The 24,726-nt window shown below is 65.5% G+C and carries 25 protein-coding genes; 12 read left to right on the top strand and 13 right to left on the bottom strand.

Annotated features, from left to right (window positions below; genetic code table 11):
• The first annotated feature begins 116 nt into the window (after positions 1-116).
• On the top strand, positions 117-1,385 hold the full coding sequence (locus ACODS2_RS04295; RefSeq protein WP_488997705.1) for an alpha/beta hydrolase: 1,269 nt from the start codon (positions 117-119) through the stop codon (positions 1,383-1,385).
• Here the strand turns inward: ACODS2_RS04295 and ACODS2_RS04290 are convergent.
• From ACODS2_RS04290 to ACODS2_RS04280, 3 genes are all read right to left on the bottom strand, one after another.
• Positions 1,363-2,181, bottom strand: coding sequence for an SPOR domain-containing protein (locus ACODS2_RS04290; RefSeq protein ID WP_488997704.1), 819 nt, complete (start codon positions 2,179-2,181; stop codon positions 1,363-1,365). The genes ACODS2_RS04295 and ACODS2_RS04290 overlap by 23 nt on opposite strands.
• Positions 2,182-2,185: 4 nt before the next feature.
• Positions 2,186-3,949: an arginine--tRNA ligase gene (gene argS / locus ACODS2_RS04285; protein ID WP_488997703.1), complete on the bottom strand. Its 1,764-nt coding sequence runs from the start codon at positions 3,947-3,949 to the stop codon at positions 2,186-2,188.
• Positions 3,950-4,041: 92 nt separating this feature from the next.
• Complete coding sequence (locus ACODS2_RS04280) at positions 4,042-4,728, bottom strand: hypothetical protein (protein ID WP_298165601.1); 687 nt, start codon at positions 4,726-4,728, stop codon at positions 4,042-4,044.
• Between the two features lie 121 nt (positions 4,729-4,849).
• Here ACODS2_RS04280 and ispH point away from each other — a divergent pair, with 121 nt between their 5' ends.
• From ispH to rnhA, 3 genes are read left to right on the top strand one after another with little or no spacing between them, the layout of a single operon-like run.
• Positions 4,850-5,845 (top strand): 4-hydroxy-3-methylbut-2-enyl diphosphate reductase, encoded by a 996-nt coding sequence (ispH, locus tag ACODS2_RS04275; RefSeq protein ID WP_298165599.1) that lies wholly within the window; start codon positions 4,850-4,852, stop codon positions 5,843-5,845.
• Positions 5,846-5,855: 10 nt separating this feature from the next.
• Positions 5,856-6,839, top strand: a complete 984-nt coding sequence (thrB, locus tag ACODS2_RS04270) for a homoserine kinase (protein ID WP_488997702.1) — start codon at positions 5,856-5,858, stop codon at positions 6,837-6,839.
• Complete coding sequence (rnhA, locus tag ACODS2_RS04265; RefSeq protein ID WP_421839292.1) at positions 6,836-7,267, top strand: ribonuclease HI; 432 nt, start codon at positions 6,836-6,838, stop codon at positions 7,265-7,267. The genes thrB and rnhA overlap by 4 nt, the downstream gene beginning before the upstream one ends.
• A 6-nt stretch (positions 7,268-7,273) precedes the next feature.
• Here rnhA and ACODS2_RS04260 read toward each other — a convergent pair whose 3' ends face one another.
• The 3 genes from ACODS2_RS04260 to ACODS2_RS04250 form a co-directional block, all read right to left on the bottom strand.
• Positions 7,274-7,456, bottom strand: a complete 183-nt coding sequence (locus ACODS2_RS04260; protein ID WP_298165593.1) for a YegP family protein — start codon at positions 7,454-7,456, stop codon at positions 7,274-7,276.
• An 81-nt stretch (positions 7,457-7,537) separates the two neighbouring features.
• The gene (locus tag ACODS2_RS04255; RefSeq protein WP_488997701.1) at positions 7,538-8,653 is read right to left on the bottom strand and encodes an NAD(P)/FAD-dependent oxidoreductase; all 1,116 of its coding nucleotides are present in this window, start codon (positions 8,651-8,653) and stop codon (positions 7,538-7,540) included.
• 5 nt (positions 8,654-8,658) lie between these two features.
• Complete coding sequence (locus ACODS2_RS04250) at positions 8,659-9,630, bottom strand: alpha/beta hydrolase (RefSeq protein ID WP_488997700.1); 972 nt, start codon at positions 9,628-9,630, stop codon at positions 8,659-8,661.
• 105 nt (positions 9,631-9,735) lie between these two features.
• Here ACODS2_RS04250 and ACODS2_RS04245 point away from each other — a divergent pair, with 105 nt between their 5' ends.
• The 7 genes from ACODS2_RS04245 to ACODS2_RS04215 all read left to right on the top strand — a co-directional run bounded on the left by ACODS2_RS04245 (position 9,736) and on the right by ACODS2_RS04215 (position 17,108).
• Positions 9,736-10,224: an A24 family peptidase gene (locus ACODS2_RS04245; protein WP_298165587.1), complete on the top strand. Its 489-nt coding sequence runs from the start codon at positions 9,736-9,738 to the stop codon at positions 10,222-10,224.
• A gap of 59 nt (positions 10,225-10,283) precedes the next feature.
• Positions 10,284-11,327: a Flp pilus assembly protein CpaB gene (gene cpaB / locus ACODS2_RS04240; RefSeq protein WP_488997699.1), complete on the top strand. Its 1,044-nt coding sequence runs from the start codon at positions 10,284-10,286 to the stop codon at positions 11,325-11,327.
• A gap of 1 nt (position 11,328) precedes the next feature.
• Positions 11,329-13,002, top strand: a complete 1,674-nt coding sequence (locus ACODS2_RS04235; protein WP_488997698.1) for a type II and III secretion system protein family protein — start codon at positions 11,329-11,331, stop codon at positions 13,000-13,002.
• Positions 13,003-13,016: 14 nt separating this feature from the next.
• Complete coding sequence (locus ACODS2_RS04230; RefSeq protein WP_488997697.1) at positions 13,017-13,700, top strand: CpaD family pilus assembly protein; 684 nt, start codon at positions 13,017-13,019, stop codon at positions 13,698-13,700.
• A 3-nt stretch (positions 13,701-13,703) separates the two neighbouring features.
• The gene (locus ACODS2_RS04225) at positions 13,704-15,035 is read left to right on the top strand and encodes a pilus assembly protein CpaE (RefSeq protein WP_488997696.1); all 1,332 of its coding nucleotides are present in this window, start codon (positions 13,704-13,706) and stop codon (positions 15,033-15,035) included.
• Between the two features lie 82 nt (positions 15,036-15,117).
• Positions 15,118-16,089, top strand: a complete 972-nt coding sequence (locus ACODS2_RS04220) for a type II secretion system F family protein (protein ID WP_298165577.1) — start codon at positions 15,118-15,120, stop codon at positions 16,087-16,089.
• 8 nt (positions 16,090-16,097) lie between these two features.
• Positions 16,098-17,108 carry a type II secretion system F family protein gene (locus ACODS2_RS04215; RefSeq protein WP_298165575.1) on the top strand — a complete coding sequence of 337 codons (1,011 nt, stop codon included), beginning with the start codon at positions 16,098-16,100 and terminating at the stop codon, positions 17,106-17,108.
• A gap of 163 nt (positions 17,109-17,271) precedes the next feature.
• Here the strand turns inward: ACODS2_RS04215 and ACODS2_RS04210 are convergent, their stop codons facing one another.
• The 7 genes from ACODS2_RS04210 to ACODS2_RS04180 all read right to left on the bottom strand — a co-directional run bounded on the left by ACODS2_RS04210 (position 17,272) and on the right by ACODS2_RS04180 (position 23,589).
• On the bottom strand, positions 17,272-18,279 hold the full coding sequence (locus ACODS2_RS04210; RefSeq protein ID WP_488997695.1) for a fumarylacetoacetate hydrolase family protein: 1,008 nt from the start codon (positions 18,277-18,279) through the stop codon (positions 17,272-17,274).
• The gene (locus ACODS2_RS04205) at positions 18,276-18,734 is read right to left on the bottom strand and encodes a MarR family winged helix-turn-helix transcriptional regulator (protein ID WP_298165571.1); all 459 of its coding nucleotides are present in this window, start codon (positions 18,732-18,734) and stop codon (positions 18,276-18,278) included. The genes ACODS2_RS04210 and ACODS2_RS04205 overlap by 4 nt, the downstream gene beginning before the upstream one ends.
• A 65-nt stretch (positions 18,735-18,799) precedes the next feature.
• Positions 18,800-19,450, bottom strand: a complete 651-nt coding sequence (locus ACODS2_RS04200) for a TetR family transcriptional regulator (protein WP_298165569.1) — start codon at positions 19,448-19,450, stop codon at positions 18,800-18,802.
• A complete protein-coding gene (locus ACODS2_RS04195; protein ID WP_421839304.1) occupies positions 19,447-20,316 on the bottom strand; it encodes a crotonase/enoyl-CoA hydratase family protein in 870 nt (289 codons plus the stop codon). The genes ACODS2_RS04200 and ACODS2_RS04195 overlap by 4 nt, the downstream gene beginning before the upstream one ends.
• Before the next feature lie 77 nt (positions 20,317-20,393).
• Positions 20,394-21,176: an SDR family NAD(P)-dependent oxidoreductase gene (locus tag ACODS2_RS04190; protein ID WP_298165565.1), complete on the bottom strand. Its 783-nt coding sequence runs from the start codon at positions 21,174-21,176 to the stop codon at positions 20,394-20,396.
• Positions 21,177-21,264: 88 nt separating this feature from the next.
• On the bottom strand, positions 21,265-22,437 hold the full coding sequence (locus ACODS2_RS04185; RefSeq protein WP_488997694.1) for an acetyl-CoA C-acetyltransferase: 1,173 nt from the start codon (positions 22,435-22,437) through the stop codon (positions 21,265-21,267).
• Between the two features lie 117 nt (positions 22,438-22,554).
• Positions 22,555-23,589 carry an MBL fold metallo-hydrolase gene (locus tag ACODS2_RS04180; RefSeq protein ID WP_488997693.1) on the bottom strand — a complete coding sequence of 345 codons (1,035 nt, stop codon included), beginning with the start codon at positions 23,587-23,589 and terminating at the stop codon, positions 22,555-22,557.
• A gap of 357 nt (positions 23,590-23,946) precedes the next feature.
• On the opposite strand from ACODS2_RS04180, the gene ACODS2_RS04175 reads away from it, so the two are divergent.
• Complete coding sequence (locus ACODS2_RS04175) at positions 23,947-24,711, top strand: SDR family NAD(P)-dependent oxidoreductase (protein ID WP_488997692.1); 765 nt, start codon at positions 23,947-23,949, stop codon at positions 24,709-24,711.
• Positions 24,712-24,726 lie beyond the last annotated feature (15 nt).

Below are 24,726 nucleotides of genomic sequence, written 5' to 3'. Positions count from 1 at the left end.
TGGATTCGCCCAAATGCGCACGGCTGGCAAGGCTGGAGGCTGTGGATCGTCGGGGAAAAGGGGAAGGCGGCCTGCCGCAGTCAGGCCGGAGAGGTTCTTGCCTCCTCGCCGGCAAAATGCTCAAGTTGGTGCCTGCCCCTGCCATGCCGGAGCCGTGCCCCATGCTGCGCAAGCTTGCCTATGCCCTGCTCGCCCTTGTCGTCGTCGCGGGCGTCGCCGCCTGGGCCCTTTCGCCGCCGCGCTATGCCGATCCCGCAAGCCTGCGCTTCAGCGGCAAGACGCCCGGCTCTGTGATCGCGGTGGAGCGGGTCGGCGGGCACAACCGGCTGGTGCTGACGGGGTTGCTGATGGTGGCCCTTCCCGTGCGCGCGCCGATATCCGATGGCGCGGAACTGCTGCGCGTGCGCTACTGGTCGCAAACGAACGGCCAGCCGGTCGAAGCTTCGGGGCTGATGGCCGTGCCCTATCGCACGCTGGGCGGCGCAGTCCCGCGCGGCACGGCGATGTATCTCCACGGCACCAGCCCGGACCGAACCGCCTCGCCCTCCGCGCCGGGCGATCAGGAAGGGCTGCTGCCCGCCGCGCTGTTTGCCGGTGGCGGCTATATCCTGCTGGCACCCGATTACTTCGGGCTCGGCCAATCGCATGCTGCGCCCGCCTATATCCATGCCCCGGCGACTGCGGCAGCCGCGCGCGATCTGGTTATCGCCGCGCGGCAGGTGGCGGGGGCACTTCGCCTGCCCTTCTCTCCCGATCTCTACCTGACCGGCTTTTCGCAGGGCGGGCATGCCACTGCCGTCGTCCAGCGTGATCTGGAGGCACGGCCCATTCCCGGCGTCACGGTAAAGGCCGCCGCCGCGATTTCCGGGGCGTTCGATCTGGCCGGAGTGAGCGTGCCTTATGCCTTTCAGCACAAGCATTCGCTCTACCTTGCCTATATCGCAGCTTCCTATGCCGCACAGTATCGCCAGCCGCTCGGCACCGTGATTGCAGATCGCTACGCCAAAGTGCTGCCGGGCCTGTTCGACGGCAACCACAGCGTCGATGCGATCAGCGCCGCGCTGCCTGCCGACCCGCACGACCTGTTCCGCCCCGAAGCGCTCGCTGCGATCGAGGCGCACCAATCCAACTGGTTCACCGATGGGCTTACCGCCAATGAAGCTTTCCGCTGGGCACCGAAGGCTCCGCTGCGGCTCTATTTTGGAGACAAGGACACCGACGTTTCACCGCAGGATTCGAAGCACTTCGCGGCGGAAGCGGCAAAGCTGGGCGGCAATGTCCACCTGATGCCGCAAGGGCCTTACGACCACGTCGGCACGGCCCTACAAGCCGTGCCGCGCGTTCGCATCTGGTTCGATCAGCTTAGCGCTTCACCTGGCACTTGAGGCCGCCGGCCTGCAGCTTGGCGCAAAGCGCGTTGGCAGCCGCAAAGTCTCCCGCCACGGCCTGCAGGCGGAACACGGTCGCCATATCGGCCTTGCCCTCGACCACGCGGTGCGACAGGCCCGAGAGGGCATCATGCGCGGAGACGAGCTTGGACCACGCCGTTTCAGCCGACGCAGCTGTCGAAAACGCGCCCACCTGCACGCCGATGCCCGATGCGGGGCCAGCCGGTGCCGGCGCAGAAGCCGCAGCAGAAGGCTTCGGAGCAGGAGTGGCGGGCGTTGAACCGGGGGCCGTGCTGCCGGCAAGATTGGCAACGGGCTTCTCGCCCTCGCTCACCTTGAAGCTTGCATCGCCGGTGCCCTCGAACGTCTTGCCGCCGGGATCCTTGGGCGCGATCTTGTAGGGTTCCTTGTCAGCCGTGATCAGGCTGCCATCGGCGGCGGCCGTGCCGGCGTTCCGGTGCGAAATCACGAAGATGCCGCCAACCAGCGCTGCCAGCAGCAGGAACGCCAGCACAGCGAAGCCGATCAGCCGGCTGTTGCCTTCCGCCGGTTCGTCGAAATCGACATCGTCCGCGCTTTCGAGCCAGGGCAGGCGTTCCTCGTCGCCAAGGGCGAGGCGATCGTCCTGCGCGCCATCGAAGGGCGTGCCGAGGGCATCATGCGCTGCGCCGTGCACCGCCTCGGTGCCCTCGTCGGCAGCGTGCTGCGCTGCTTCGCCCCAAGCTGCCGGATTGATCGGCATGCCCGTGTTGTCGTCCCCTTCGCCGGTCCCCTCGGCTCCGCTGATAACCATCGCGTCAAAGCTCCTCGGCGGCCTCTACGCCCAATATGGCCAGCCCGTTCTTCACCACTTGCCCGATTTGAACGCCGAGGAAAAGTCGTGCCGATGTGAGCGCTGCATCCTGTGCCACAATGAAGCGCTTGTCAGGCCGGTCGTTCCCCACGTTCCAATAGGCGTGGAAGCCGGCGGCGAGGTCATAGAGGAAGAACGCCACCCGGTGCGGCTCGCGCGCGGCGGCGGCGCTTTCAACCACACGCGGGAACTGCGCGGCGAGCTTGACGAGGCCAAGTTCCTCCACACCGAGCAGCGCGACATGTTCCGGCGCGGGCGCAAAGCCCTCAGCCGCCGCCTTGCGCAAGGTGGAGTGGATGCGCGCATGGGCATACTGCACATAGAACACCGGATTGTCCTTCGAGGCTTCGACCACCTTGTCGAAGTCGAAGTCCATCTGCGCATCGGGCTTGCGGGTGAGCATGGTGAAGCGCACCACGTCCTTGCCGACCATATCGACGACATCGGAGAGCGTGACGAAATTGCCCGCGCGCTTCGACATCTTGAACGGCTGGCCGCCCTTCATCAGTTGGACCATCTGGACAAGCTTGACCTCGAAGGGCTTGGGCGTGCCGGATTCGGCGCTGGTCAGCGCGGCGACGGCGGCCTTGATCCGCTTGACCGTGCCGGCATGGTCCGCGCCCCAGATATCGACGAGGGCATCGGCGGCCTGCGCCTTCTGGAAGTGATAGGCGAGGTCCGCGCCGAAATAGGTCCAGCTGCCGTTGGACTTCTTGATCGGGCGGTCCTGATCGTCGCCGAACCTGGTCGAGCGGAACAAGGGCAGCGCCACCGGTTCCCAATCATCGGGCAGCTTGCCCTTGGGTGCCTCAAGCTCCCCATCATAGACCAGATCATGCGCGCGCAGCCACGTTTCGGCCGCATCGACCTTGCCGGAGGCCTGCAGTTCCGCCTCTGACGAGAACAGATCGTGGTGGATGCCAAGCGTGGCGAGATCGGTGCGGATCATGTCCATCATCGCCGTCACCGCGCGGGTGCGGAAGGGCACGAGCCAATCGGCTTCGGGCGCCTTGGCATAGGCATCACCGAATTCGGCGGCAAGCGCCTGGCCGACCGGCACCAGATATTCACCCGGATAGAGCCCTTCGGGCACGGCGCCCACTGCCTCGCCAAGCGCCTCGCGGTACCGCAGGTGGACCGAGCGGGCGAGCACATCGACCTGCGCTCCGGCATCGTTGACGTAGTATTCGCGCGTGACCCGGTGCCCGGCGAATTCGAGCAGGCTGGCAAGCGCATCGCCCACCACCGCGCCGCGGCAGTGGCCCATGTGCATCGGCCCGGTCGGGTTGGCAGACACGTACTCGACGTTCACCATGCTGCCCCCGCCCATCCCGGAGCGGCCATAGTCGCCAGCCTTGGCGGCGATCTGCGCAAGTTCGGCGAGCCATGCGCTGTCTGCCAGCCGCAGGTTGATGAAGCCCGGCCCGGCGATCTCGGCCGAGGCGACGCGGGGTTCGCGCGTCAGCTCTTCCACCAGCAGCGCGGCAAGCGCGCGCGGATTGGTGCCGGCGGGCTTGGCCAGCACCATCGCGGCGTTGGTGGAGATATCGCCATGGCTGGCCTCGCGCGGCGGCTCGCAGGTCACGCCGCTTCGTGCAAGGCCCTCGGGCAGCGTGCCGGCGGCGACCAGCGCATCGAGCGCGCGGTCGATCACACCGGCGAAATCGGCGAAGAGGGGAAGAGCGGAAGCGGTTGCGGTCTCGGTCATGAGCGCGCCGTTAGCCCAACCGCGCGCGTTCGCCAACAAACTAGCTTGCAGGATTGCGAAGCGTCACGCGCACTTCAGCACGTTCCACCCGATCACCGCGTGGCGTTGTACTTCAGCTGCGCATCGGTGAGCTGGAAGCCCACCACCAGCTCGAAGCTCGCCTTGGCGAGCGCCGAGCGCACTTCGGGCAGCGCAAGCGGATCGGTTGCGGCGTCGGCCTGCCCGGCCTTGCGCTTGCGGGTGAGGAGCTTGCGCACGTTATCGGGCAGCGTCGCTTCGCTGCGGTCGACGGTCGAACCGGCACGGCCCGTGGCCTGCGCGCGTTCCTGCCCGTCAGCGAAATCGATCGTCACCGAGCCGAGCCGCTTGGCGATGACGACATTGCCGCCGCGCATCACGGCGGAGAAATAGGGAAGCACCACCCGGCGCGCGCCCCGCGTATCGGTGCGGCGCGCATAGACATCGAAGGTGGCTTCGGTGCTGAGCTGGGTCTGGCCCTTGGCATCATCGCAGGTGCTGCGCAGGTTGGTGATCGAGGCGGTCAGGTCGATCGCGCCCGCATCGGTGCGGCCAGGATCGGTAAACAGCGTGACATCGCCGGTCATGTCCGGAATTTCGACCAGGGGGCACGGGCTGCGCAGCGCGGTGACGCCCACGCTGTCGTCCACCACCAGTTCGCCGCCGCCGCCCTTGCACGCGCCCAGCGTGCCCACGAGGGCCAGCGCAGCCAGCGGAGCGAGACGCCGGAAGGAAGCAGGACGAAAGGCAGACGGGGTCATTCAGGCATCCTCGGGCAACGTAGAGCGCATCCTCTAGCCACCGCATTCCCCCGGCGCAATGCTGCATGCCCCCCTCGTGGCGGGTTTGCGCAGGCGCGCCCCCCTGCTAAGGTCGCCCGTGATGACCACCACCGCACCGACTTCGCCCGCCGCCGCCCAGAGCGGCCTTGCCCAAACCGATCTGGCCCCGCTCAAGCTGCTGATCGCTGCCCCGCGCGGATTCTGCGCCGGGGTCGACCGCGCGATCGAAATTGTCGAGCGCGCGCTCGACCGGTTCGGCCAGCCAGTCTTCGTGCGGCACGAGATCGTGCACAACCGCTTCGTGGTCGACGGGCTGAAGGCCAAGGGCGCGGTCTTCGTCGAGGAACTCGATGAAGTGCCCGATGGCGCGCCGGTGGTGTTTTCCGCCCATGGCGTGCCCAAAGTGGTCCCCGCCGCCGCGACCGAACGCGGGCTCGACTGGCTTGATGCCACCTGTCCGCTGGTCAGCAAGGTCCACCGCCAGGCCGAACGGCAGGTTGAGGCGGGGCGGCACATCCTCTTCGTCGGCCACAAGGGGCACCCCGAAGTGATCGGCACGATGGGCCAGGTGCCCGAAGGCTCGATCACGCTGGTCGAAACGCTGGACGATGTGGCCGCGCTCGATTTCCCGGCGGGGACGGCGCTTTCATTCCTCACGCAGACGACACTTTCGGTCGATGACACGCGCGAGATCGTCGCCGCGCTGCGGACTCGTTTTCCCGATATCAGCGGCCCGCGCGCCGAGGACATCTGCTACGCCACGTCAAACCGGCAGACTGCGGTCAAGTCCATCGCGGCGCGGTGCCAGCTCCTCCTCGTGATCGGCGCGCCCAACAGCTCCAATTCGCTGCGCCTTGTCGAAGTGGCCGAGCGCGAGGGCACGCCCGCGCGCCTGATCCAGCGCGGCAGCGAGATCGATCCAAGCTGGCTTGTCGGGGTCGAGACGCTGGGCCTCACCGCCGGGGCATCCGCCCCCGAAGTGCTGGTGCGCGAAGTCGTCGACCGCCTGCGGGAGTGGCGCACGGTGGAAGAAGAGACCGTGACCACCACGGTCGAGAACATGGTGTTCAAGCTGCCGCGCCAGCTCGCGGACTGAAGCTGGCCCCATGGCAGTCTACACACACCTCGGCGCGGAGGAGATGGCCGCGCTGATCGCCCGTTTCAATGTCGGCACGCTGGTTTCCGCGAAAGGGATCGCGGAGGGCGTTTCCAACAGCAATTGGCTGCTCGAGACGACCGGCGGCGATGGAAGCGGCGCGCGCTTCATCCTCACCATGTACGAATTCCGCATCGAGCTGGAAGACCTGCCCTATTTCCTCTCGCTGCTCGATCATCTGGCGGCAAGGGGTTGCCCGGTGCCGCGGACGATCCATGACCGGGAGGGCAACCTCTATGTAACGCGGCCCGGCCCGGCGGGGGAAGACAAGGCGCTCGCGCTGATCGAGTACCTGCCCGGCGTCTCGGTCAGCACGCCGACCGCCGGGCAGGCGCGCGCAGTTGGCGGGGAACTGGCGCGGCTGCACCTGGCCGCAGCCGATTTCCCCGGCAGCCGCGCCAATGGCATGGGCGTGGCGGAATGGCAGCGGCTGGCCGAGGCCTGCGGCGCGGAGGGCCTCGCGCGAATCAATCCCGAACTCGCGAAGATCGTCGCGCATGAACTGCCGCGCCTTGCCGAAAGCTGGCCCACTGGCCTGCCCTCCGGCGTGATCCATGCCGATCTCTTTCCGGACAACGTGCTGATGCTGGGCGACAAGGTCACCGGCCTGATCGACTTCTACTTCGCCTGCAACGACATCATCGCCTACGATCTGGCGGTCACGCATGTCGCGTGGTGTTTCGACAAGGACGATACCTTCCGGCCCGATGTGTCGTCCGCTCTGATCGAAGGCTACGAAAGCGTGCGCCCGCTGAACGCCGATGAGCGCGCCGCGCTGCCGCTGCTGGCCGAGGGCGCGGCGATGCGCTTTGCGATGAGCCGCGCGTGGGACTGGCTCAACACGCCCACCGATGCACTCGTCACCCCCAAGGACCCGATGGGCCCGGCGCGGCGGCTGGGGTTCTACACGGCCAATCCGGGGATCTTTGCATGAAGCACGTCGCCATTTTCACCGACGGGGCCTGCAAGGGCAATCCCGGCAAGGGCGGCTGGGGCGCACTGCTGCGCATGGGCGAGGTGGAGAAGGAGCTTTCGGGCAGCGAGCGCGAAACCACCAACAACCGCATGGAAATGATGGCCGCCATCCGCGCGCTGGAAGCGCTCAAGCAGCCCTGCCAGGTCACGCTGCACACCGATAGCCGCTACGTGCTCGACGGCATCACCAAATGGATCTTCGGCTGGCAGAAGAAAGGCTGGAAGACCGCCGACAACAAGCCGGTCAAGAACGAAGACCTGTGGCGCGCGCTGGTCGCCGCGGCCCGTCCGCACAAGATCGAATGGGTCTGGGTGAAAGGCCACGACGGCCACCCGGAGAACGAGCGGGTGGACAAACTCGCCAGCGATGCAGCTATTGCGGCCTGATCCGGCTCAGTCGGTCGTCGTATCGACCACTTCGGCACCCGGACCGTTCTTCAGCACCGAATCGATGGCATTCTTCGCGCTGGCCTTCGACTTGTAGCCTTCGGTCCAGAAGATCGTTTCATCGTTGTAGCAGAAGTAGGCCACGAACTCGCCGGCCTTGTTCTTCCGGATCTCGAAACGGTGCGCCATATCCTTAACTCCCTAGGTAAACATACGGACCCCGTAGTGGTTTAGCACGACGCAAGCCCAGTGGGAGTCGAAAATGCGGCGCTACGCGGCAAACCGGGCGGGCGAATAGCTCGCTGCGTCGATCGATTCTGTCATCGCATCGCGCGGCAAGCCGAGCAGTTGCTGTGCGCTCAGTCGCGCGGCAGCGGGCGCGGTCTGGATGCCGAAGCCGCCCTGGCCGGCAAACCAGAACAGGCCATCGCGCGCGGGATCAAAGCCGAAGACCGGCAGCCGGTCCGGCGAAAAACTGCGCAGGCCTGCCCAGCGCCGCTCGAGACCGAGCACCTTCCAATCGACCGCCTGCTCCATCCGGTCGATCGCCATGGCGATATCGAGTTCCTCGGGCGCGGCATCGCGCGCCACGTCGGGCGTCTCGTCGTGCGGCGAAAGCCAGAGGCGGCCGCCTTGCGGGCGGAAATAGAAATCCTCGTCGAAGCTCAGTGTCAGCGGCAGCGCCTCCGGCGGGACCGGATCGACTCGCAGCTGAACCATCGAGCGGCGCAGCGGCTGGATGCCGAGCGGCGCGGCCCCGGCAAGCTGCGCCACGCCATCTGCCCAGGCCCCCGCCGCGTTGACCAGCAGCGCGGCGCGTGCCGCACCCGGCCCCGCAGCGCCGCTCCACGAGAGCGTCCAGTCCGCGCCCGTGCGTTCCACGCCATCGAGCCGCGCGCGGACCCTGAGCACGCTGCCTGCCTTGCGCGCGGCGGCAAGATAGTGCTGGTGCATCGCGGCAACATCGATGTCCGCGCATTCGGGCTCCCACGCGCCGACGATCCAGTTCGGCCGCAGACCGGGCACGATCTGTTCGAGCTGGCGGCGGCCGATGAGCTCGATTCGCGCACCGGCGGCCAGGAACTCCGCGACGAAGGCCTCAGCCGTGGCGCGGTGATCCTCGCGCCCGATATGCAGGCCGCCGCGCGGGCTGAGGAAGCCGTGTTCGGCGAGCCACGGCCCTGAGGCTGCGGTCAATGGATAGATTTGCGGCCCGCCAATCGTCTCGTGCCAGAACGCGGCAGAGCGGCCAGTGGTGTGGTAACCGGGCGTATCCTCCGCCTCGATGAGCAGCACGCGGGCATGCGGGGCGCATTCGGCCGCGAGGCTGGACCCCGCCATGCCGGCGCCGACGATGGCGATGTCAAAGAGTTCGTGCGCAGTCATGGGTTTCAGACCGCCTTTGCCGGAACTGCGCGATCAAGGAAACTCCCGATCGCGGCCATGACCTGCCGCCGCACCGGATCCGCCTCGCGCAGCAATTCGTGGCGCGCTTCGGGGCCCCATGCGACGAGCTCGCCGCGCGGCAGGCGATCAGCCGCCTGCTCGATGGCCGGCCACGAAACCAGCGCATCGTGCTTGGCCGCAAGCAGCAGCACCGGCGCCATCACCGCTTCGAGCACGCCGCGCGCGCGCAGGCTTTCGATCGAGGCCGCCGCGCGCTCCACCCAGCGCCAGCTGGCCGGTCCGATTTCGAGCTCGGGCCGCGCCGCGCGCCACCACAATTCGTCGGAATAGCGCTCCGCGTCATGCGTCAGCAGGTCCATGCGATTGTTGCTGGCCGAGCCCGGCTTCTCGCTCGTCTTCCAGGCCATGCGCTCCGGGTTACCGATCCGGCACATGATCTTTCCATAAATATGCTGAACAAATTGGGGAATCGCCGTGACGAATCCGAGCATCGGCGCGCTCAGCACGACGGCATCGGGGCTTGCCGCACCCTCTGCCACCGCACGCAGAACGAGGTGCCCGCCCATCGAATGACCGGCCAGAACATGGGGCCCGGGGGTGGTGCGCACCCACTCGGACCACAGCGCGCGAAGGTCGGCAATCCAGATCGAGAAGTCGGCAATATCACCTACCATGGGGTCCGCCGTCATGCGCCCGGAGGCCCCCTGCCCGCGCCAGTCGGCCGCGCTCACATGCCAGCCTGCCGCAGCCCATTCCGCCAATGTTTCCAGATACTTCTCGTAGAAATCCGCCCGCCCCGGCATGAACAGGATCGACCCGCGCGGGGCCCTGTCGGCAGGGGGGGCGAAACTGATGCGGCGAACCTCGTGTCCATCGGGCAGAGCCCAGCGCCATTCCCGCGCGGTTGCGGGTATCGCCCGCCGGATATCGCAGGAACCGTCCAACACTGCATTCACGCCAGCACTCCTGTCACAAAGCTTTGGCGGCATCCGCAAGTGCCCGGATATGCGGCGCCTGTTTGGTTACCGTTTGGTAAGTGATTGTCTCGTATGAGACCCCCCATGCAGGGAACTCACATCGTTTACGGACTGGTCGGGGCCTTGGCAATCGCACTCACGGTTGCCGCGATCACCGATATCCGCCGCCGCCAGATCGACAACTGGCTGAATGCCGCCATTGCCGCGGGTGCACCGTTGTTCTGGTGGGCATCCGGTCTTGCGCTGTGGCCAGGGGTCGCGTTGCAGATCGGCCTTGCTGTGGTGACGTTCTTCGTCCTCGCCGGGCTCTTCGCGCTGAAAGCCATGGGCGGCGGCGACGTGAAGCTCCTCACCGCTCTGGCACTGTGGATGCCGGCGCTGCTGTTCCTCAAGCTGCTGGTCATCATGGCGCTCGCGGGCGGCGTGCTGACCATCACGATGGGCATGTGGCACATCGCGCGGCGCCAGAAGGACAAGCTCAAGATCCCCTACGGCATCGCAATCGCGACCGCCGGACTCTGGATCATCACCACCACCGACTGGAGCGCCTTGCACGCCGTTTCGGCAGGCTGACGCTATATTAACCATTTTGCCCGAAACAAGCGGGCGGATCAAACGGCAGGATTGTAGCCATGGACAGGAAGAAGCTGTTGCTGCTGGTAGGGGCGCTGATCGTGGCGATCGGCACGGCCTTTGCTGCCAGGAGCCTGTTTGCGGGCGCCGCATCGCCGCAGGCAGCGGCCGCCGCGAAGGTGCAGTTGGGCGCCAAGGTGCTCGTCGCCAATCGCGCGCTTCCTGCCGGCACCATCATCACGGCTGACGCCATGGGCTATCAGCCCTGGCCGAAGGACCTTGTCCAGGACGTCTACTTTACCGAAGACAAGACCGACATGTCGAAGCTGCTCGGCACGGTCGTGCGCCATCCGATCACGGCGGGCGAACCGGTGACCCAGGGCAGCCTCGTCTCCCCCGGTGACCGCGGCTTCCTCGCCGCCGCGCTCGGGCCGGGCATGCGCGCCGTCACCATTCCGGTGAGCGCGCGTACCGCCGTTGCAGGCTTCGTCTTCCCCGGTGACCACATCGACCTCGTTCTCACCCAGACGGTTAAAGGCGTTGGCCAGCCGCTCAAGGCTGCCGAAACCATCCTGCGCAACCTGCGCGTGCTCGCCACCGACCAATCGACCGAGCAGGAGCAGATCGAGGGCAAGACCCGCGTGCGCACCTTCAGCACGGTAACCGTGGAAGCCACACCCAAGATCGCCGAAAAGATCGCGGTGGCGCAGACTGTCGGCACGCTCAGCCTTTCGCTGCGCTCGCTGGCCGACAATTCGAGCGAACTCGATCAGGCCATCGCACTGGGCCAGATCAAGATTCCCACCGGCGCCAGCAAGGCCGATGAGGAACGGATCATCCGGCAGGCGATGTCGAAGCCCATCGAGGCGACTGGCAACAGCTTCGCCACCGGCGGTGACGTGTCGCGCTTCCAGCCGAAGAACGTCAACAATGCCGATCCGGCTGCCGCTGCCGCCGCGATGGCGAAGGCAATCTCGGCGATGCCTCGGGCGATGCCGGGCGGCTCGATGACCTCCGCTGCCCGTTCGCTCCTGAGCCCTGGCCCGGTGGTCCGCGTGACCCGCGGCAAGGACACCCAGGAAGTCAGCGTAGGGAACCACTGACATGACCACCCTCGCTTCCATCAAGGCCCAAACTGCGCCCGCGAAAGGCAAGACCATGAAGGCCCGTATCGCATCCCGCCTGCTCCCTCTCGTCGCCCTCGCGGTTCCGCTGGCGCTCGCCTCGGCGCCCGCGCCGGCCCTGGCCCAGACGGTGACCAGCCCGGCCCGCAGCATCGCGATCTCGATCGGTCGCGGCCAGCTGGTCACGCTGCCGGGCAAGATGACCGATGTGTTCGTCGCCAACGACAACATCGCCGATGTCCAGGTGAAGTCCACCAACCAGCTCTACGTGTTCGGCAAGGCGGGCGGCGAGACCACAGTCTATGCCAGCAACGCGAACGGTGACGTGGTGTGGTCGGCCAATGTCCGCGTCGGCACCAACATCGACAGCGTCGACCAGATGCTGAAGCTCGCGATGCCCGAAGCGCACATCGTTACCTCGACGATGAACAACACGGTGCTCCTCACCGGCACGATCGCCGCGCCCGAGGATGCCGCCGAGGCCGAGCGCCTCGTGAAGGCCTTCGTCGACGACAAGACCAACGTGATCAGCCGCCTCAAGATGGCGACCCCGCTGCAGGTGAACCTCCATGTGAAGTTCGCTGAAGTGAACCGCTCGTTGATCCGCCAGGTCGGCTCCAACTTCACCACGATCGACGGTTCGAGCGGATTCAAGTTCGGCCTGAACCAGGGCCGCTCGCCGGCGACGACGATCACCACCGATCCCAACCTGCCGCTCGGCATTGGCACCTCGGTCAAGGGCTACGGCTTCGATCCCACGACCGGCAAGCCCGTGATGATGGACGGCACCAACGTGACACCGCTGCAGGGCCAGTCCACGCTGGCGGGCCTCACCAAGCTGTTCGGCGTCAACGTCCTTGGCGCGCTCGATCTGGGCGAAACCATCGGTCTTGTCACTTCGCTGGCCGAACCGAATCTCACCGCGCTCTCGGGTGAAACCGCCACGTTCCTCGCCGGCGGTGAATACCCGATCCCGGTCTCGACCGGCCTCGGCAACACCTCGATCGAATTCAAGAAGTACGGCATCAGCCTCGCCTACACCCCCACCGTGCTCGCCAACGGGCGCATCTCGCTGCGGGTGAAGCCGGAAGTGTCCGAGCTTTCGTCCGACGGCGCGATCATCAGCAACAGCTTCTCGGTCTCCGCACTCACCGTGCGCAGCGCCGAGACCACCGTAGAGCTGGGTTCGGGCCAGAGCTTCATGATCGCAGGTCTGCTGCGCAACAACGCGCAGAACACGATTACCAAGATGCCCGGCGCAGGCGATATCCCGATCCTGGGCTCATTGTTCCGCTCGACCTCGTTCCGCAAGGGCGAGACCGAGTTGGTCATCGTGGTCACGCCTTATCTGGTCAACCCGGTCGATTCGAGCGAGATCAAGTTGCCCACCGACGGCTTCAAGACCTCGACAGCGCTCCAGCAGTTCCTTGGTCACATGGAATCGGATGGCGTGACGGGCGGTGATCGGCCCAAGCCGACCGAGACGCCCGGCACGGTCCAGTCGAACGGCCCCAAGGTCGGTGCGCTCGATGCACCGCTGCCCGATGCAGCCGGCGCACCGGCCGCACCAGCAGCCGCGCCGAAGAAGGCGAACCGTCCTGCCCGCAATCGTCAGGCCAGCGCCGATGCGGCGCCCGGCTTCAGCATCCAGTGAGAAAGGGCTACCCCATGTCCATTCGTCTGCCCCGTATCGCTCGTCCCGCCAAGGGGGCCATCCGCGTGCTGTGCCTTGCCGGTGTGCTGAGCCTGCCGCTTGCCGCGTGCAACAGCCCCACGGCCGACATGAACCGCAGCCTTGAAAGCGTGCGTCAGCCGGTCGTGCAGCGCACCAGCTACGTGTTCGATGTCTCGACGCTCCCCGGCGGCGGCCTGCCCGTTTCCGAACAGCGCCGCCTCGCCGGCTGGCTCGATGCGCTGAGCCTTGGTTATGGCGACCGCGTTTCGCTCGATGATCCGGTCGATTCGGATCAGACGCGCAATTCGGTCGAGCAGGTGGCCGGCCGCTTCGGCATCCTCCTCGCCGACGTCGCTCCGGTGACCGAAGGCGCGATCGCGCCGGGCACCGCCCGCATCGTCGTCTCGCGCTCGGAAGCCAGCGTGCCGGGTTGCCCGGACTGGTCGGACAAGATCGACAACCGCACCAACAATGCCACTTCGCCCAACTTCGGCTGCGCGGTGAACAGCAACATGGCTGCGATGGTCGCCAACAAGGAAGACCTCGTTCACGGCGCCAAGGGCAGCAGCACCACGCTGGTCCAGAGCAACACCAAGGCGATCGAAGCCTATCGCCAGATGCCGGCCACCGGCGCGCAGGGCCTGAAGTCCGTTTCCAGCAAGTCCGGGGGTAACTGATCGATGAGCGCGACCTGGAAAACCGCCAACCGCGATATGTTCGCGGCCTTCATGTGCGACGACGCGGCCCTCGATGTGCTGCGTCCGGTCGCGGCCGACATGGGCTGGCAGCCGGAAAAGTGCAACAAGGGCGGCCTGCGCAACGCGATCCAATCCCTCTCGATCGCAGCGAGCCCGGCCATCCTGATGGTCGACCTCTCCGAAAGCGGCGACCCGCTGAGCGACATCAACGCGCTGGCCGAAGTCTGCGAACCGGGCACCGTGGTGATCGCGGTCGGCCAGGTCAACGACGTGCGGCTCTACCGCGACCTGCTCGCATCGGGCATCCAGGACTACCTCCTGAAGCCGCTGACACCGGGCCAGGTGCGCGATGCACTGGTGCAGGCGCAGGCGATCTTCGCCTCGCCCAAGTCCGCAGATGGGGCAACCGTCAAGCGCCACGTCTCGACCGCAGTGGTCGGCACACGCGGCGGCGTCGGCGCCTCAACCATCGCGACCTCGCTGGCGTGGCTGTTCAGCAGCGATCACCGCCTGCCGACCGCGCTGCTCGATCTCGATGTGCACTTCGGCACCGGCGCGCTCACGCTCGATCTCGAACCGGGCCGCGGCCTGACCGACGCGATCGACAACCCGAGCCGCATCGACGGCCTGTTCATCGAACGCGCGATGATCCGCGCCAACGATAACCTGGCGATCCTTTCGGCCGAAGCCCCGATCAGCGCCCCGCTGATGACCGACGGCAGCGCTTTCGTTCAACTGGAGGAGGAATTCCGCCACGCGTTCGAAATGACCATGATCGATCTGCCGCGGAACATGCTGATCAACTTCCCGCACCTTCTGGCAGACGTGAACGTGGTGGTCGTGGTTACCGAGCTCACGCTGGCCGGCGCGCGTGATGCGATCCGCCTGCTGTCGTGGCTCAAGACCAATGCCAAGCATGCCGAAACGATCGTGGTGGCCAACAAGGTCCACTCCGGCATCGGCGAGATCAGCCGTTCGGACTTCGAAGCCTCGATCGAGCGCAAGATCAACTACACCGTGCCCTACGACGTCAAGGCCGCAGCCAATGCGGCCAAGCTCGGCCAGACCTTCGTTGCCGCCAACCGCGCCAGCAAGGCGGGCGCGGCCATGCGCGACCTCGGCACCGCCATCATCGCCACCGGCAGCGATGGCGAAGTGGTTGATGCCAAGGCCAAGGGCAAGCCCGCCAAGGCTGCCGACAAGGGCGGCAACAAGAACGGCGGCGCACCGGGGGCCAAGACCTCGCTGCTCGGCAAGTTCGACATCAAGAAGATGCTTTCCTCCGGCAAAGCCAAGGCCGGAAACCCCGCATGATCCGCGGCCGGCGCTTGTACCCCTGCACGGGGGCCATCGGCGCCGGCACCGCACGTACTGAGAGAACTGGCAGGACCCGGCCATGAACATGATGCAACTCGTGATCCTTGGCGGCGGTGCGGCGCTGGTTCTGCTGCTGATGGCCCTCGCGCTGAGCGGCCCCTCGGCAAGCCGTGAAGCTTCGCGCCGGCTCCAGACCGTACGCTTCCGCCACTCGGAAAGCGCGGTGGACAAGGTCGAGGCGCAGTATCGCAAGGCGGTGGCCAACCGCAAACCCGCCACCTTCAAGAAGGCGGGTTCGGGCTCGCGCCTCGAGGCGCTTGCGCTTCGCCTGCACCAGACCGGCAAGGGCTGGACGCTCTCTCAGTATCTCTACGTCTCGATCGGGCTTGCAGTCGGTATCACGCTGCTCATCTTCATCAAATCCGGCGCGCTGCTGCTGGGAGTCGGTGCCGGCGTGCTGGTGGGCGCGGGCATTCCGCACTGGATGGTCGGCCGCGCGATCAACAAGCGCAAGGTCGGGTTCGTCGCCAAGTTTCCCGATGCGCTCGAACTGCTCGTGCGCGGTCTGCGTTCGGGTCTGCCGATCACCGAGACGCTGGTCGTCGTCGCGCACGAACTGCCCGGCCCTGTGGGTGAGGAATTCAAGCTCGTCACCGATCGCATCAAGGTTGGCCGCACCATGGAGGAAGCGCTCCAGGAAACCGCCAACCGGCTCGACATGGCCGAGTTCAGCTTCTTCTGCATCACGCTGGCCATTCAGCGCGAAACCGGCGGCAACCTCGCCGAAACGCTCGCGAACCTGGCCGACGTGCTGCGCAAGCGCGCGCAGATGAAGCTCAAGATCGCGGCGATGAGCTCGGAATCCAAGGCTTCGGCCTACATCGTCGGCTCGCTGCCGTTCATCGTCTTCGCGCTGATCTACTCCATCAACCCGCGCTACCTCGGACAGTTCTTCGTGGATGAGCGGCTCATCATTGCCGGCGTCGGCGGCCTCGTGTGGCTGGGCATTGGTGCCTGGATCATGAAGCAAATGGTCAACTTCGAGATCTGAGACCCATCATGCCAGTCAACCCTCCCCCGCACGGCCCAACGCTCCTCGGCATCGACGTCATCTATGTCGGCTCGATCCTCATGGGTATCGCCGCCGCCGCGATGCTGCTGGCGATCTACGCCGCGGTCACGGTGCGCGATCCCATGGCCAAGCGCGTCAAGGCGCTCAATGACCGGCGCGACCAGCTCAAGGCCGGCATCGTTACGGTCAACGCGAAGAAGCGCCAGAGCATCGTTCGCCGCAACGATACGACCGACAGCATCAAGACCTTCCTCGAATCGCTGAAGGTTCTGCAGGACAGCCAGCTTCACGACATCCAGCAGCGGCTGGCACAAGCCGGCATCCGCAAGAAGGAATGGGCTGTCGCGGTTGTGCTCGCCCGGATGATCGGCCCGATCGTGCTCGGCCTGCTGTTCGGCGTGCTGATCTACGGCGTGAACTATTTCCCGCTGTGGTCGGCCTTCAAGAAGTTCGGCCTGTTCGCGGGCGCGGTGGGTTTCGGCTACAAGGGTCCGGACATCTGGATCAAGAACCTCATCAACAAGCGCACCAAGGAGATCCGCAAGGGCCTTCCCGATGCGCTCGATCTTTTGGTTATCTGCGCCGAGGCCGGTCTCACCGTGGACGCCGCCTTTGGCCGCGTCGCGCGCGAACTGGGCCGAGCTTATCCCGAGCTTGGCGATGAATTCGCGCTAACTGCAATCGAACTCTCGTTCCTCACCGAACGCCGTATCGCGTTCGAGAACCTGGCGTACCGCGTCAATCTCGAATCGGTGAAGGGCGTGGTGACGACGATGATCCAGACCGAGCGCTACGGCACCCCGCTCGCTTCGGCGCTGCGCGTGCTCTCGGCCGAATTCCGCAACGAGCGCATGATGCGCGCCGAGGAAAAGGCTGCGCGTCTGCCGGCGATCATGACCATCCCGCTGATCCTGTTCATTCTGCCGACGCTGTTCGTCGTGATCCTTGGCCCCGCAGCCTGCTCGATCAGCGACAACTTCCTCAACCGGAAGACGTAAGTAGATTACCCCTCCGTCAGCGCTTCGCGCTGCCGCCTCCCCGTTTGTCCTTCGGAAAAATGGGGAGGAAAAGAGGAGGGGTTTTCCTGGCCCTCCCCATTTTTGCGAAGCACAAATGGGGAGGTGGCCTGCCGAAGGCAGGTCGGAGGGGTAGCTGCTCTCCCTACCCCGCCACCACCTGCTGCTCGATCGCGCCGAACACGCTGTGGCCCTTGGCATCCTTCGCCTCGATCCGCACCGTATCGCCATGGCGGAGGAACGGCGTTGCCGGCGCGCCGTGGCGGATCGTCTCGACCATGCGCTGTTCGGCGATGCAGGCATAACCGCGCCCGCCTTCGGCAACGGGCCGCCCTGGTGATCCGTCCGGATCGCGATTGGAAACGGTGCCCGACCCGATGATCGAGCCGGCGCCGATCGCCCTCGTCTTCGCCAGATGCGCGATCAGCGTGCCGAAATCGAAGGTCATCTCCTCGCCCGCCTCAAGCCGCCCGAACGCGTGACCGTTGAGATCGACATGCAGCGGCAGATGAAGCTTGCCGCCGGTCCACGCCGCCCCAAGGCTCGCGGGCGTAACGAACACCGGCGAGAAATGGCTGGCGGGCTTTGATTGCACGAAGCCGAACCCCTTGGCGAGCTCATCGGGGATAAGCCCGCGCAGCGACACATCGTTGACAAGGCCAACCAGCCGGATGTGATCGAGCGCGGCTTCCGGCGAGACACCTTGCGGCACATCGCCCGTCACCACCACCACTTCGGCCTCAAGGTCGCCGCCCCACGCCTCATCGCGGAGCACCAGCGGATCGCGCGCACCGCGCAGATCATCGCTGCCCCCCTGATACATCAGCGGATCGGTCCAGAAGCTTGCCGGAAGCTGAGCGCCGCGCGCCTGGCGCACCAGTTCGACGTGATTGACGTAGGCGCTGCCATCCGCCCACTGGAACGCGCGCGGCAGCGGTGCAGTCGCCTCGCGCTCGTGGAAGCGCTTGCGCGGGATCGCCCCGTGCTGCAGTTCGATCGCCAGCGCCTCAAGATAGGGCGCATGGCGCTCCCATTCGTCGAGCAGACCCTGCATCGTCGGCACGACGTGATCGGCATCGGCATACCAGGCGAGATCGTCCGAAACGACGATCAGGCGGCCGTCGCGCCGCTGCGGCAAGCTTGCCAGTTTCATGGGCTTTCCCCTTCGATGGTGCGTACCGCGCGCAGCAATTTGTCGAGCAGCGCTCTCAGTTTGGCCGTTTCAGCCGGCGAAAGTGCGGCGAATATCTTCTCGTAAGTCGAAAGCGCGTTGGGCCAGATCCGGTCGTACATAGCGCGCCCCTCGTCCGTCAGCCACAAGTGGTGCGAGCGCCCGTCCGCCTCGTTCGGGCTGCGCGCAACCAGCGCACGCTCGCCCAGCATCTTGCACGCGCGGTTCACCGCCACTTTGTCCATCAAGGTCGCGCGCACGAGGTCGCGCTGCGTCAGCGGGCCGGCATCGCCGAGCACGGCCATAATCCGCCATTCGGGGATCTTGAGGCCGAATTCGCTATGATACTCGCCCGAAATCAGGCTGCTGACCGCGTTCGACGTAATCGCGAGGCGATAGGGGATGAAGTCGGACAGCCTTGATTGCGTGTCAGCCATACCCCGGTTCTAGGCCTGCCGCCGCGCCGCGCAAGCAAAAGCGCATCCAGCTCTCACCGGATTGGTCACCGGGCCAGAATACCCGCCATGATGAAGTCCACGGTATGCTCGCGATAGCGGTCGCGCAGCTCCTCGGTCAGCGTGTCCTGATCGAAGCAGTGCCGCAGCACCAGCCGCGCCGAAAAGAACCGGTCGGCCGCACCAGTTACGGTGAAATAGAACAGCTGCGGATCGATCGGCCGGAATACACCCGCCTTCACCCCGTCGCTGATCAGCCGGTCATAGGCCTTGTTGAGCGGCGCGAGATACTTGTCGGCAATCCGCTTCGCCTCGGCCGGATCGCTGTCGCGCACCAGCCGCATCAGCAGCCGGTTGAGGTAGGGGAACGCAAAGTAGGTATCGACGCAGCGCGCGATGTGCATCCGCAGCTTCGCTTCCGGGCTCATGCTGTCCTTGGCGAGCAGCGCCTCGACCGACTTGATGATCGCCACCATGTCACGGTCGAGCAGTTCGCCCAGCATCCCGGCCTTGTTGCCGAAGTAGTACTTCACCAGCGCGGAATTGAGCCCCGAGCGCAGCGAAAGCTCGGACAGCGAGATATCGACCTGGTCGCCCTCGCGCATGATCTGCGAGGCGGTCTCCAGCAGCAGTTCCCTTGCGCCCGGCTGTTCTCCGCCGGTTTCCCCCACTGTTGCCACGTTCGTCTGCTCTTTCATTCCCAGCCCGGTTCTTCCCACCACGGGTAAAACCCGGGCATATCCGAAGAAACGCGTCCGGGGTAGGCCGGAGCGCGCTTTTCAAGGAAGCTGGCCACACCTTCCTTCGCATCGGCCCCGCGCGAAAGCTGATAGATCGCGCGGCTATCGACGCGGTGGGCATGCATCGGATGCGGCGTGGCGGAATTGCGCCACAGCATCGCGCGCGTCATCGCCACCGAAACCGCGCTCGTATTGTCGGCAATCTCGCGCGCCAGCGCGTGCGCGGCGGGCAGCAAGTCCTCCGGCGCATGGAGCGAGCGGACGAGGCCACCGGCCAACGCTTCCTCCGCGCCGAACACGCGCCCTGTCATGCACCATTCGAGCGCCTGGCTCATGCCCACAATGCGGGGCAGAAACCAGCTCGAGGCCGCCTCGGGCACGATTCCGCGCCGCGCAAACACGAAGCCGAAGCGCGCCGAAGTGCTGGCGAGGCGGAAATCCATCGGCAGTTGCATCGTGGCGCCAATGCCCACCGCCGCGCCGTTGATCGCGCCGATCACCGGCTTCTTCGAATTGAAGATGCGCAAGGTGCAATATCCGCCGCCATCGCGCACCTTGACGTCGTTCAACGGCACTTCGGTCGGATCGGAGAAAGGCCGCGCGCCGTCGTCCGGCGTCAGGTCCGCGCCCGCGCAGAAGGCCCGGTCGCCCGCCCCGGTCACGATCACCGCGCGCACGCTGTCATCGGCATCGGTGCGGTCGAACGCGTCGATGATCTCGGTCATCATCGTGCGCGTATAGGCGTTCATCTTGTGCGGACGGTTGAGCGTCAGCGTCGCGACGCCGTCGGCCACATCGAGCAGGATCTGCGTGTAATCGGCCATTTTCGGCTCTCTCCCAAAAATAGGGACAGTCCCCATTAAAAGGGGGACTGTCCCTATTTATTCATCAACCCCCGAAGTTACCTCGGCGCCATGCGGATCGCGCCGTCAAGCCGCACGTCCTCGCCGTTGAAGTAGCCGCATTCGATCATCGTCAGCGCAAGCTGCGCATATTCCGCCGGCTGGCCCAGACGCTTGGGGAACGGCACCGAAGCCGAAAGCGCATCGCGCACGTTCTGCGGTGCGCCGGCCAGCAGCGGGGTATCGAAGATGCCCGGCAGGATCGTGTTGACGCGGATGCCCTCGCTCATCAGGTCGCGCGCGATGGGGAGCGTCATGCCGACAACGCCGCCCTTCGAAGCCGAATAGGCCGCCTGCCCGATCTGGCCATCCTCTGCCGCGACCGACGCGGTGTTCACGATCGCGCCGCGATCACCGTCTTCCTGCGGGTCAAGCGTCATCATACCCGCCGCGGACTTGGCGATGCAGCGGAAAGTGCCGACGAGGTTGATCTGGATCAGCCAGTTGAACGCTTCCAGCGGGAAGTGCTTGATCGAGCCGTCTTCCTTGCTGCGGCTGGCGGTCTTCACCGCGTTGCCGGTGCCCGCGCAGTTCACGAGGATGCGCTCCTGCCCGTTGGCCGCGCGCGCCTTTGCAAAGCCCGCGTCAACGCTCTCGTCGCTGGTCACGTTCACTTCGCAGAACACGCCGCCGATTTCCGCCGCGACGGCCTCGCCCTTTTCCTTCTGCATGTCGAAGATCGCAACCTTCACGCCCTTCGCGGCCAGCGCGCGGGCGGTGGCGGCACCAAGACCGGAAGCGCCGCCGGTGACGACGGCGGAAACGGAACTATCAAGCTTCATGGCAATTTTCTCCTAAATCTGGGATCGCACACCACCCCCGCTCGTCCTGAGCCTGTCGAAGGACGCAGGCGCAGCAAGGGCGGAAAAATCACATCATTTCAACAATTGTCACGTTGGCGACACCGCCGCCTTCGCACATCGTCTGCAAACCATACTTGCCGCCGCGCGCCTTCAGCGCATGGAGCAGCGTCGACATCAGCTTGGTGCCCGAAGCGCCGAGCGGGTGGCCCAGCGCAATCGCGCCGCCGTTGACGTTGAGCTTCTCCGGGTCCGCGCCGGTGTGCTTCAGCCAAGCCATCGGCACCGAGGCGAAGGCCTCGTTCACTTCATAAAGGTCGATATCGCCGATCTTCATCCCCGCCCGCTGCAGCGCGCGGTCGGTGGCGAAGAGCGGTTCTTCGAGCATGATCACCGGATCGCCCGCCGTCACCGTCAGGTTGTGGATGCGCGCCAGCGGGGTCAGTCCGTGGGCCTTCAGCGCCCGTTCCGAAACGATTAGCGCCGCGCTCGCGCCGTCGCAGATCTGGCTGGAGCTGGCCGCCGTCAGCAGGCCCTCGGGCGAGAGCAGCTTCACGCCCGCGATGGATTCCAGCGTCGCATCGAACCGGATGCCCTCGTCCTGCGTGTGCATCGCCGGGCCGTCCGCCGTCTCGATGACAATCGGCACGATCTCGCCATCGAAAGCGCCCGCCTGCGTTGCAGCAATCGCCTTCTGGTGGCTGGAGAGCGCGAAGGCATCGAGCTGATCCTTGGTGAAGCCGTGCTTCTTCACGATCATTTCCGCGCCCATGAACTGCGAGAACATGATGCCCGGATACTTCTCTTCCAGCTGCGGCGACTTGTAGTTGCCCAGCCCCTCTTTCATGTGAAAGATCGCGGTGGATCCCATCGGCACGCGGGTCATGCTCTCCACGCCCGCCGCGATCACGATATCCTGCGTGCCCGACATCACCGCCTGCGCGGCAAACTGGATTGCCTGCTGGGAAGAGCCGCACTGGCGGTCAATCGTCACCGCCGGCACCGAATCCGGCAGCAGCCGCGCGGCGAGGACGGCATTGCGCCCCACCTGCCCCGCCTGCTGCCCGCCTTGCGAGACGCAGCCCATGATCACGTCCTCAACCGCCGCGCCATCGATCCCCGTCCGCGCGATGATGGCATCCAGCGTCGCCGCCGAAAGATCGACCGGGTGAACCCCCGCCAACCGCCCATTCCGCCGCCCGCCAGCGGTGCGCACTGCATCAACGATATAGGCTACAGCCATGGCACTCGACTCCCGTATGCGTTCGTTTAACTGAACGATTAAGGGGTCTGGGGGGTGGGGTCAAGGGATTGGGGTGGGCCAAGAAGCTTCGGCACCCGCAGCAAAGGACGTGCCGGGTCAGCCAGCACCCTCCAGCGGATACTCGGCATCCTTCCAGGCCTTCACGCCACCATCAAGCGCAGTCGCCCGGCTGAACCCAAGCTCGCGCAACGTCGCCGCCGCCAGTGTCGAGATCTTGCCGAATTCGCAGCACGTCACGATCCGCACTGTCGGATCCGGAAACTCGGTATTGACCCGCAGCTCGAGCTGGCCTCGCGGCAGGTGGCGCGCACCGGGAATATGCCCGCTTGCAAAGGCATCTCGCTCGCGCACGTCGAGGATGACCAAATCGCGGCTGTTGCCGCCAAGACGCTCCCGCAACTCGGCCAGCGCCATGAACGGCACTTTAGCGCCGGCTTCGGAGAGGAGTTGGGCGACCGACTTGCCACCGGTCATGTTCGTGCGCAGCGCCTCAGTCAGGTGGGTTGGCGCGGCGAGGTCAAGATGCTGCATCATGTCCACGAATTCGCTGCGATCGGTCTTCTGCAGGCGCGGATTCCCGGCGATTTCTGCACCGATTGTGGTGTGAGTCCGGCCCTTGTACTCGTGCGCCGGGAAGACGAGCGTTTCGGCGGGAAGCTTGAGCAGTTTCTGGAACAAGCTGTCATACAAGGCGTGCGGGTCGCCCGAGGGCAGATCGGTCCGCCCGGTGCCGCCGATCAGCAGCGTGTCTCCCGTGAAGACGCGGTCGTCCATGACGAGACACATCGAATCCTGCGTATGGCCCGGCGTATGGAGCGCGTTCAGGCGAAGCTGACCAACGATCAGCATGTCGCCATCATCCAGCCGCATATCGGCATAGGGTGCGGGGCTGGTCCGGTACATCACCACCGGGGCAGACAGCGCGCGCGCCAGATCCCGGCTTCCGGAAAAGTGATCGGCATGGGTGTGCGTGTCGATGATGTAGCGAACCTGCACACCCCGCTGATGGGCAAGGCCGATATAGCGATCGATCTGGCTGTGCTCCGGATCGATCAGGACCGCCGCCCCCGTCGCCTCGCACCCGACCAGATAGGATTGACAGCCACCCGTGGCAATCTGCTCGAAGATCATACCAAGCCTTCCGTCCACTTGCTATTCGCGCCCGGACAATTGGTGTGGCCGTGGCATTGCGGCAAACCTAGCTTTGACCGAGCTGGGAGACAATTGCCGGCGCCCGGGGATAGCTCCAGAGTGGTCGCGATTCACAGTATTGGTGATAAGCACCCAGCCGCTCGGCCCAGAAGGCGTCGGCGCCGAATTCACTGCGCCAGCCCATCAGGTGGCCAGTCAGGCTGCCTTGCCCGCGTCAGATGGTGAGCAGGCATTCTCTCCGCTGCAAGACCACGCATCAAAGCGCTGGGGAATCTAGCTGAAACGTCAGATTGTTGGCATTCCGGGGCGCAGCTATCGTCAGAGCTCCTGGGAGAAATGATGATGCGTCTGTTGGATGGTAAGATTGCGCTTGTGACCGGCGCGACAAGCGGCATCGGCAAAGCCGTGGCGCATGGCTTTGCCGAGCACGGCGCGGCCGTCATCGTTGCAGGAAGGCGCGAAGCCGAAGGCAGAGAGGTTGTCGAAACAATTCGTCAGGCGGGCGGCGTAGCGGAGTTCGTGCGGGTCGATGTTTCTGATGCAGCGCAGGTTGAACACCTGATTTACCGGGGCGTGGAATTGTTTGGCGAAATCAACATCGCCTTCAACAATGCCGGTATCGGAAGCAGCTCACCCCGGCTGGCCGATCTCAGCCACGATGATTTTGATCGGATTTTCAATACGAACGTGAAGGGCACGTTCTCGTGCCTCAAGTTCGAAATCGCTCAGATGCTGAAACAGGGCAAGGGCGGCGCCATCATCAATACCACTTCGATCGAGGCGCATAGCGCTCTCGGCGCAAGTTCCATCTACACCGCGTCGAAGCACGCAATCCTGGGCTTCACCAAGGCGGCAGCGGTTGATTATGCGCGTGACAACATCCGGATCAACGCCCTCTCCCCGGGCATGATCGTCACCCCTCTTGCCGAGGCATGGGGAGGGGATGCAGCCGACCTTCCCGCGGTCTTGCGCCGGATTCCCATGGGAGCCTTCGGCATGCCTGATGACATGGTCGGGTCGGCAGTCTTCCTGGCCTCAGACCTTTCGCGCTATACAACGGGTAGCGTCGTTACCGCTGATGGCGGCTATCTGGCCCACTAACGGCCCGGTGGCGGT

The organism is Novosphingobium sp. FG137 (genome assembly GCF_057809735.1).
The sequence above is the reverse complement of the archived record's forward strand: the minus strand, read 5'-3'. Positions and strand labels throughout refer to the sequence as shown.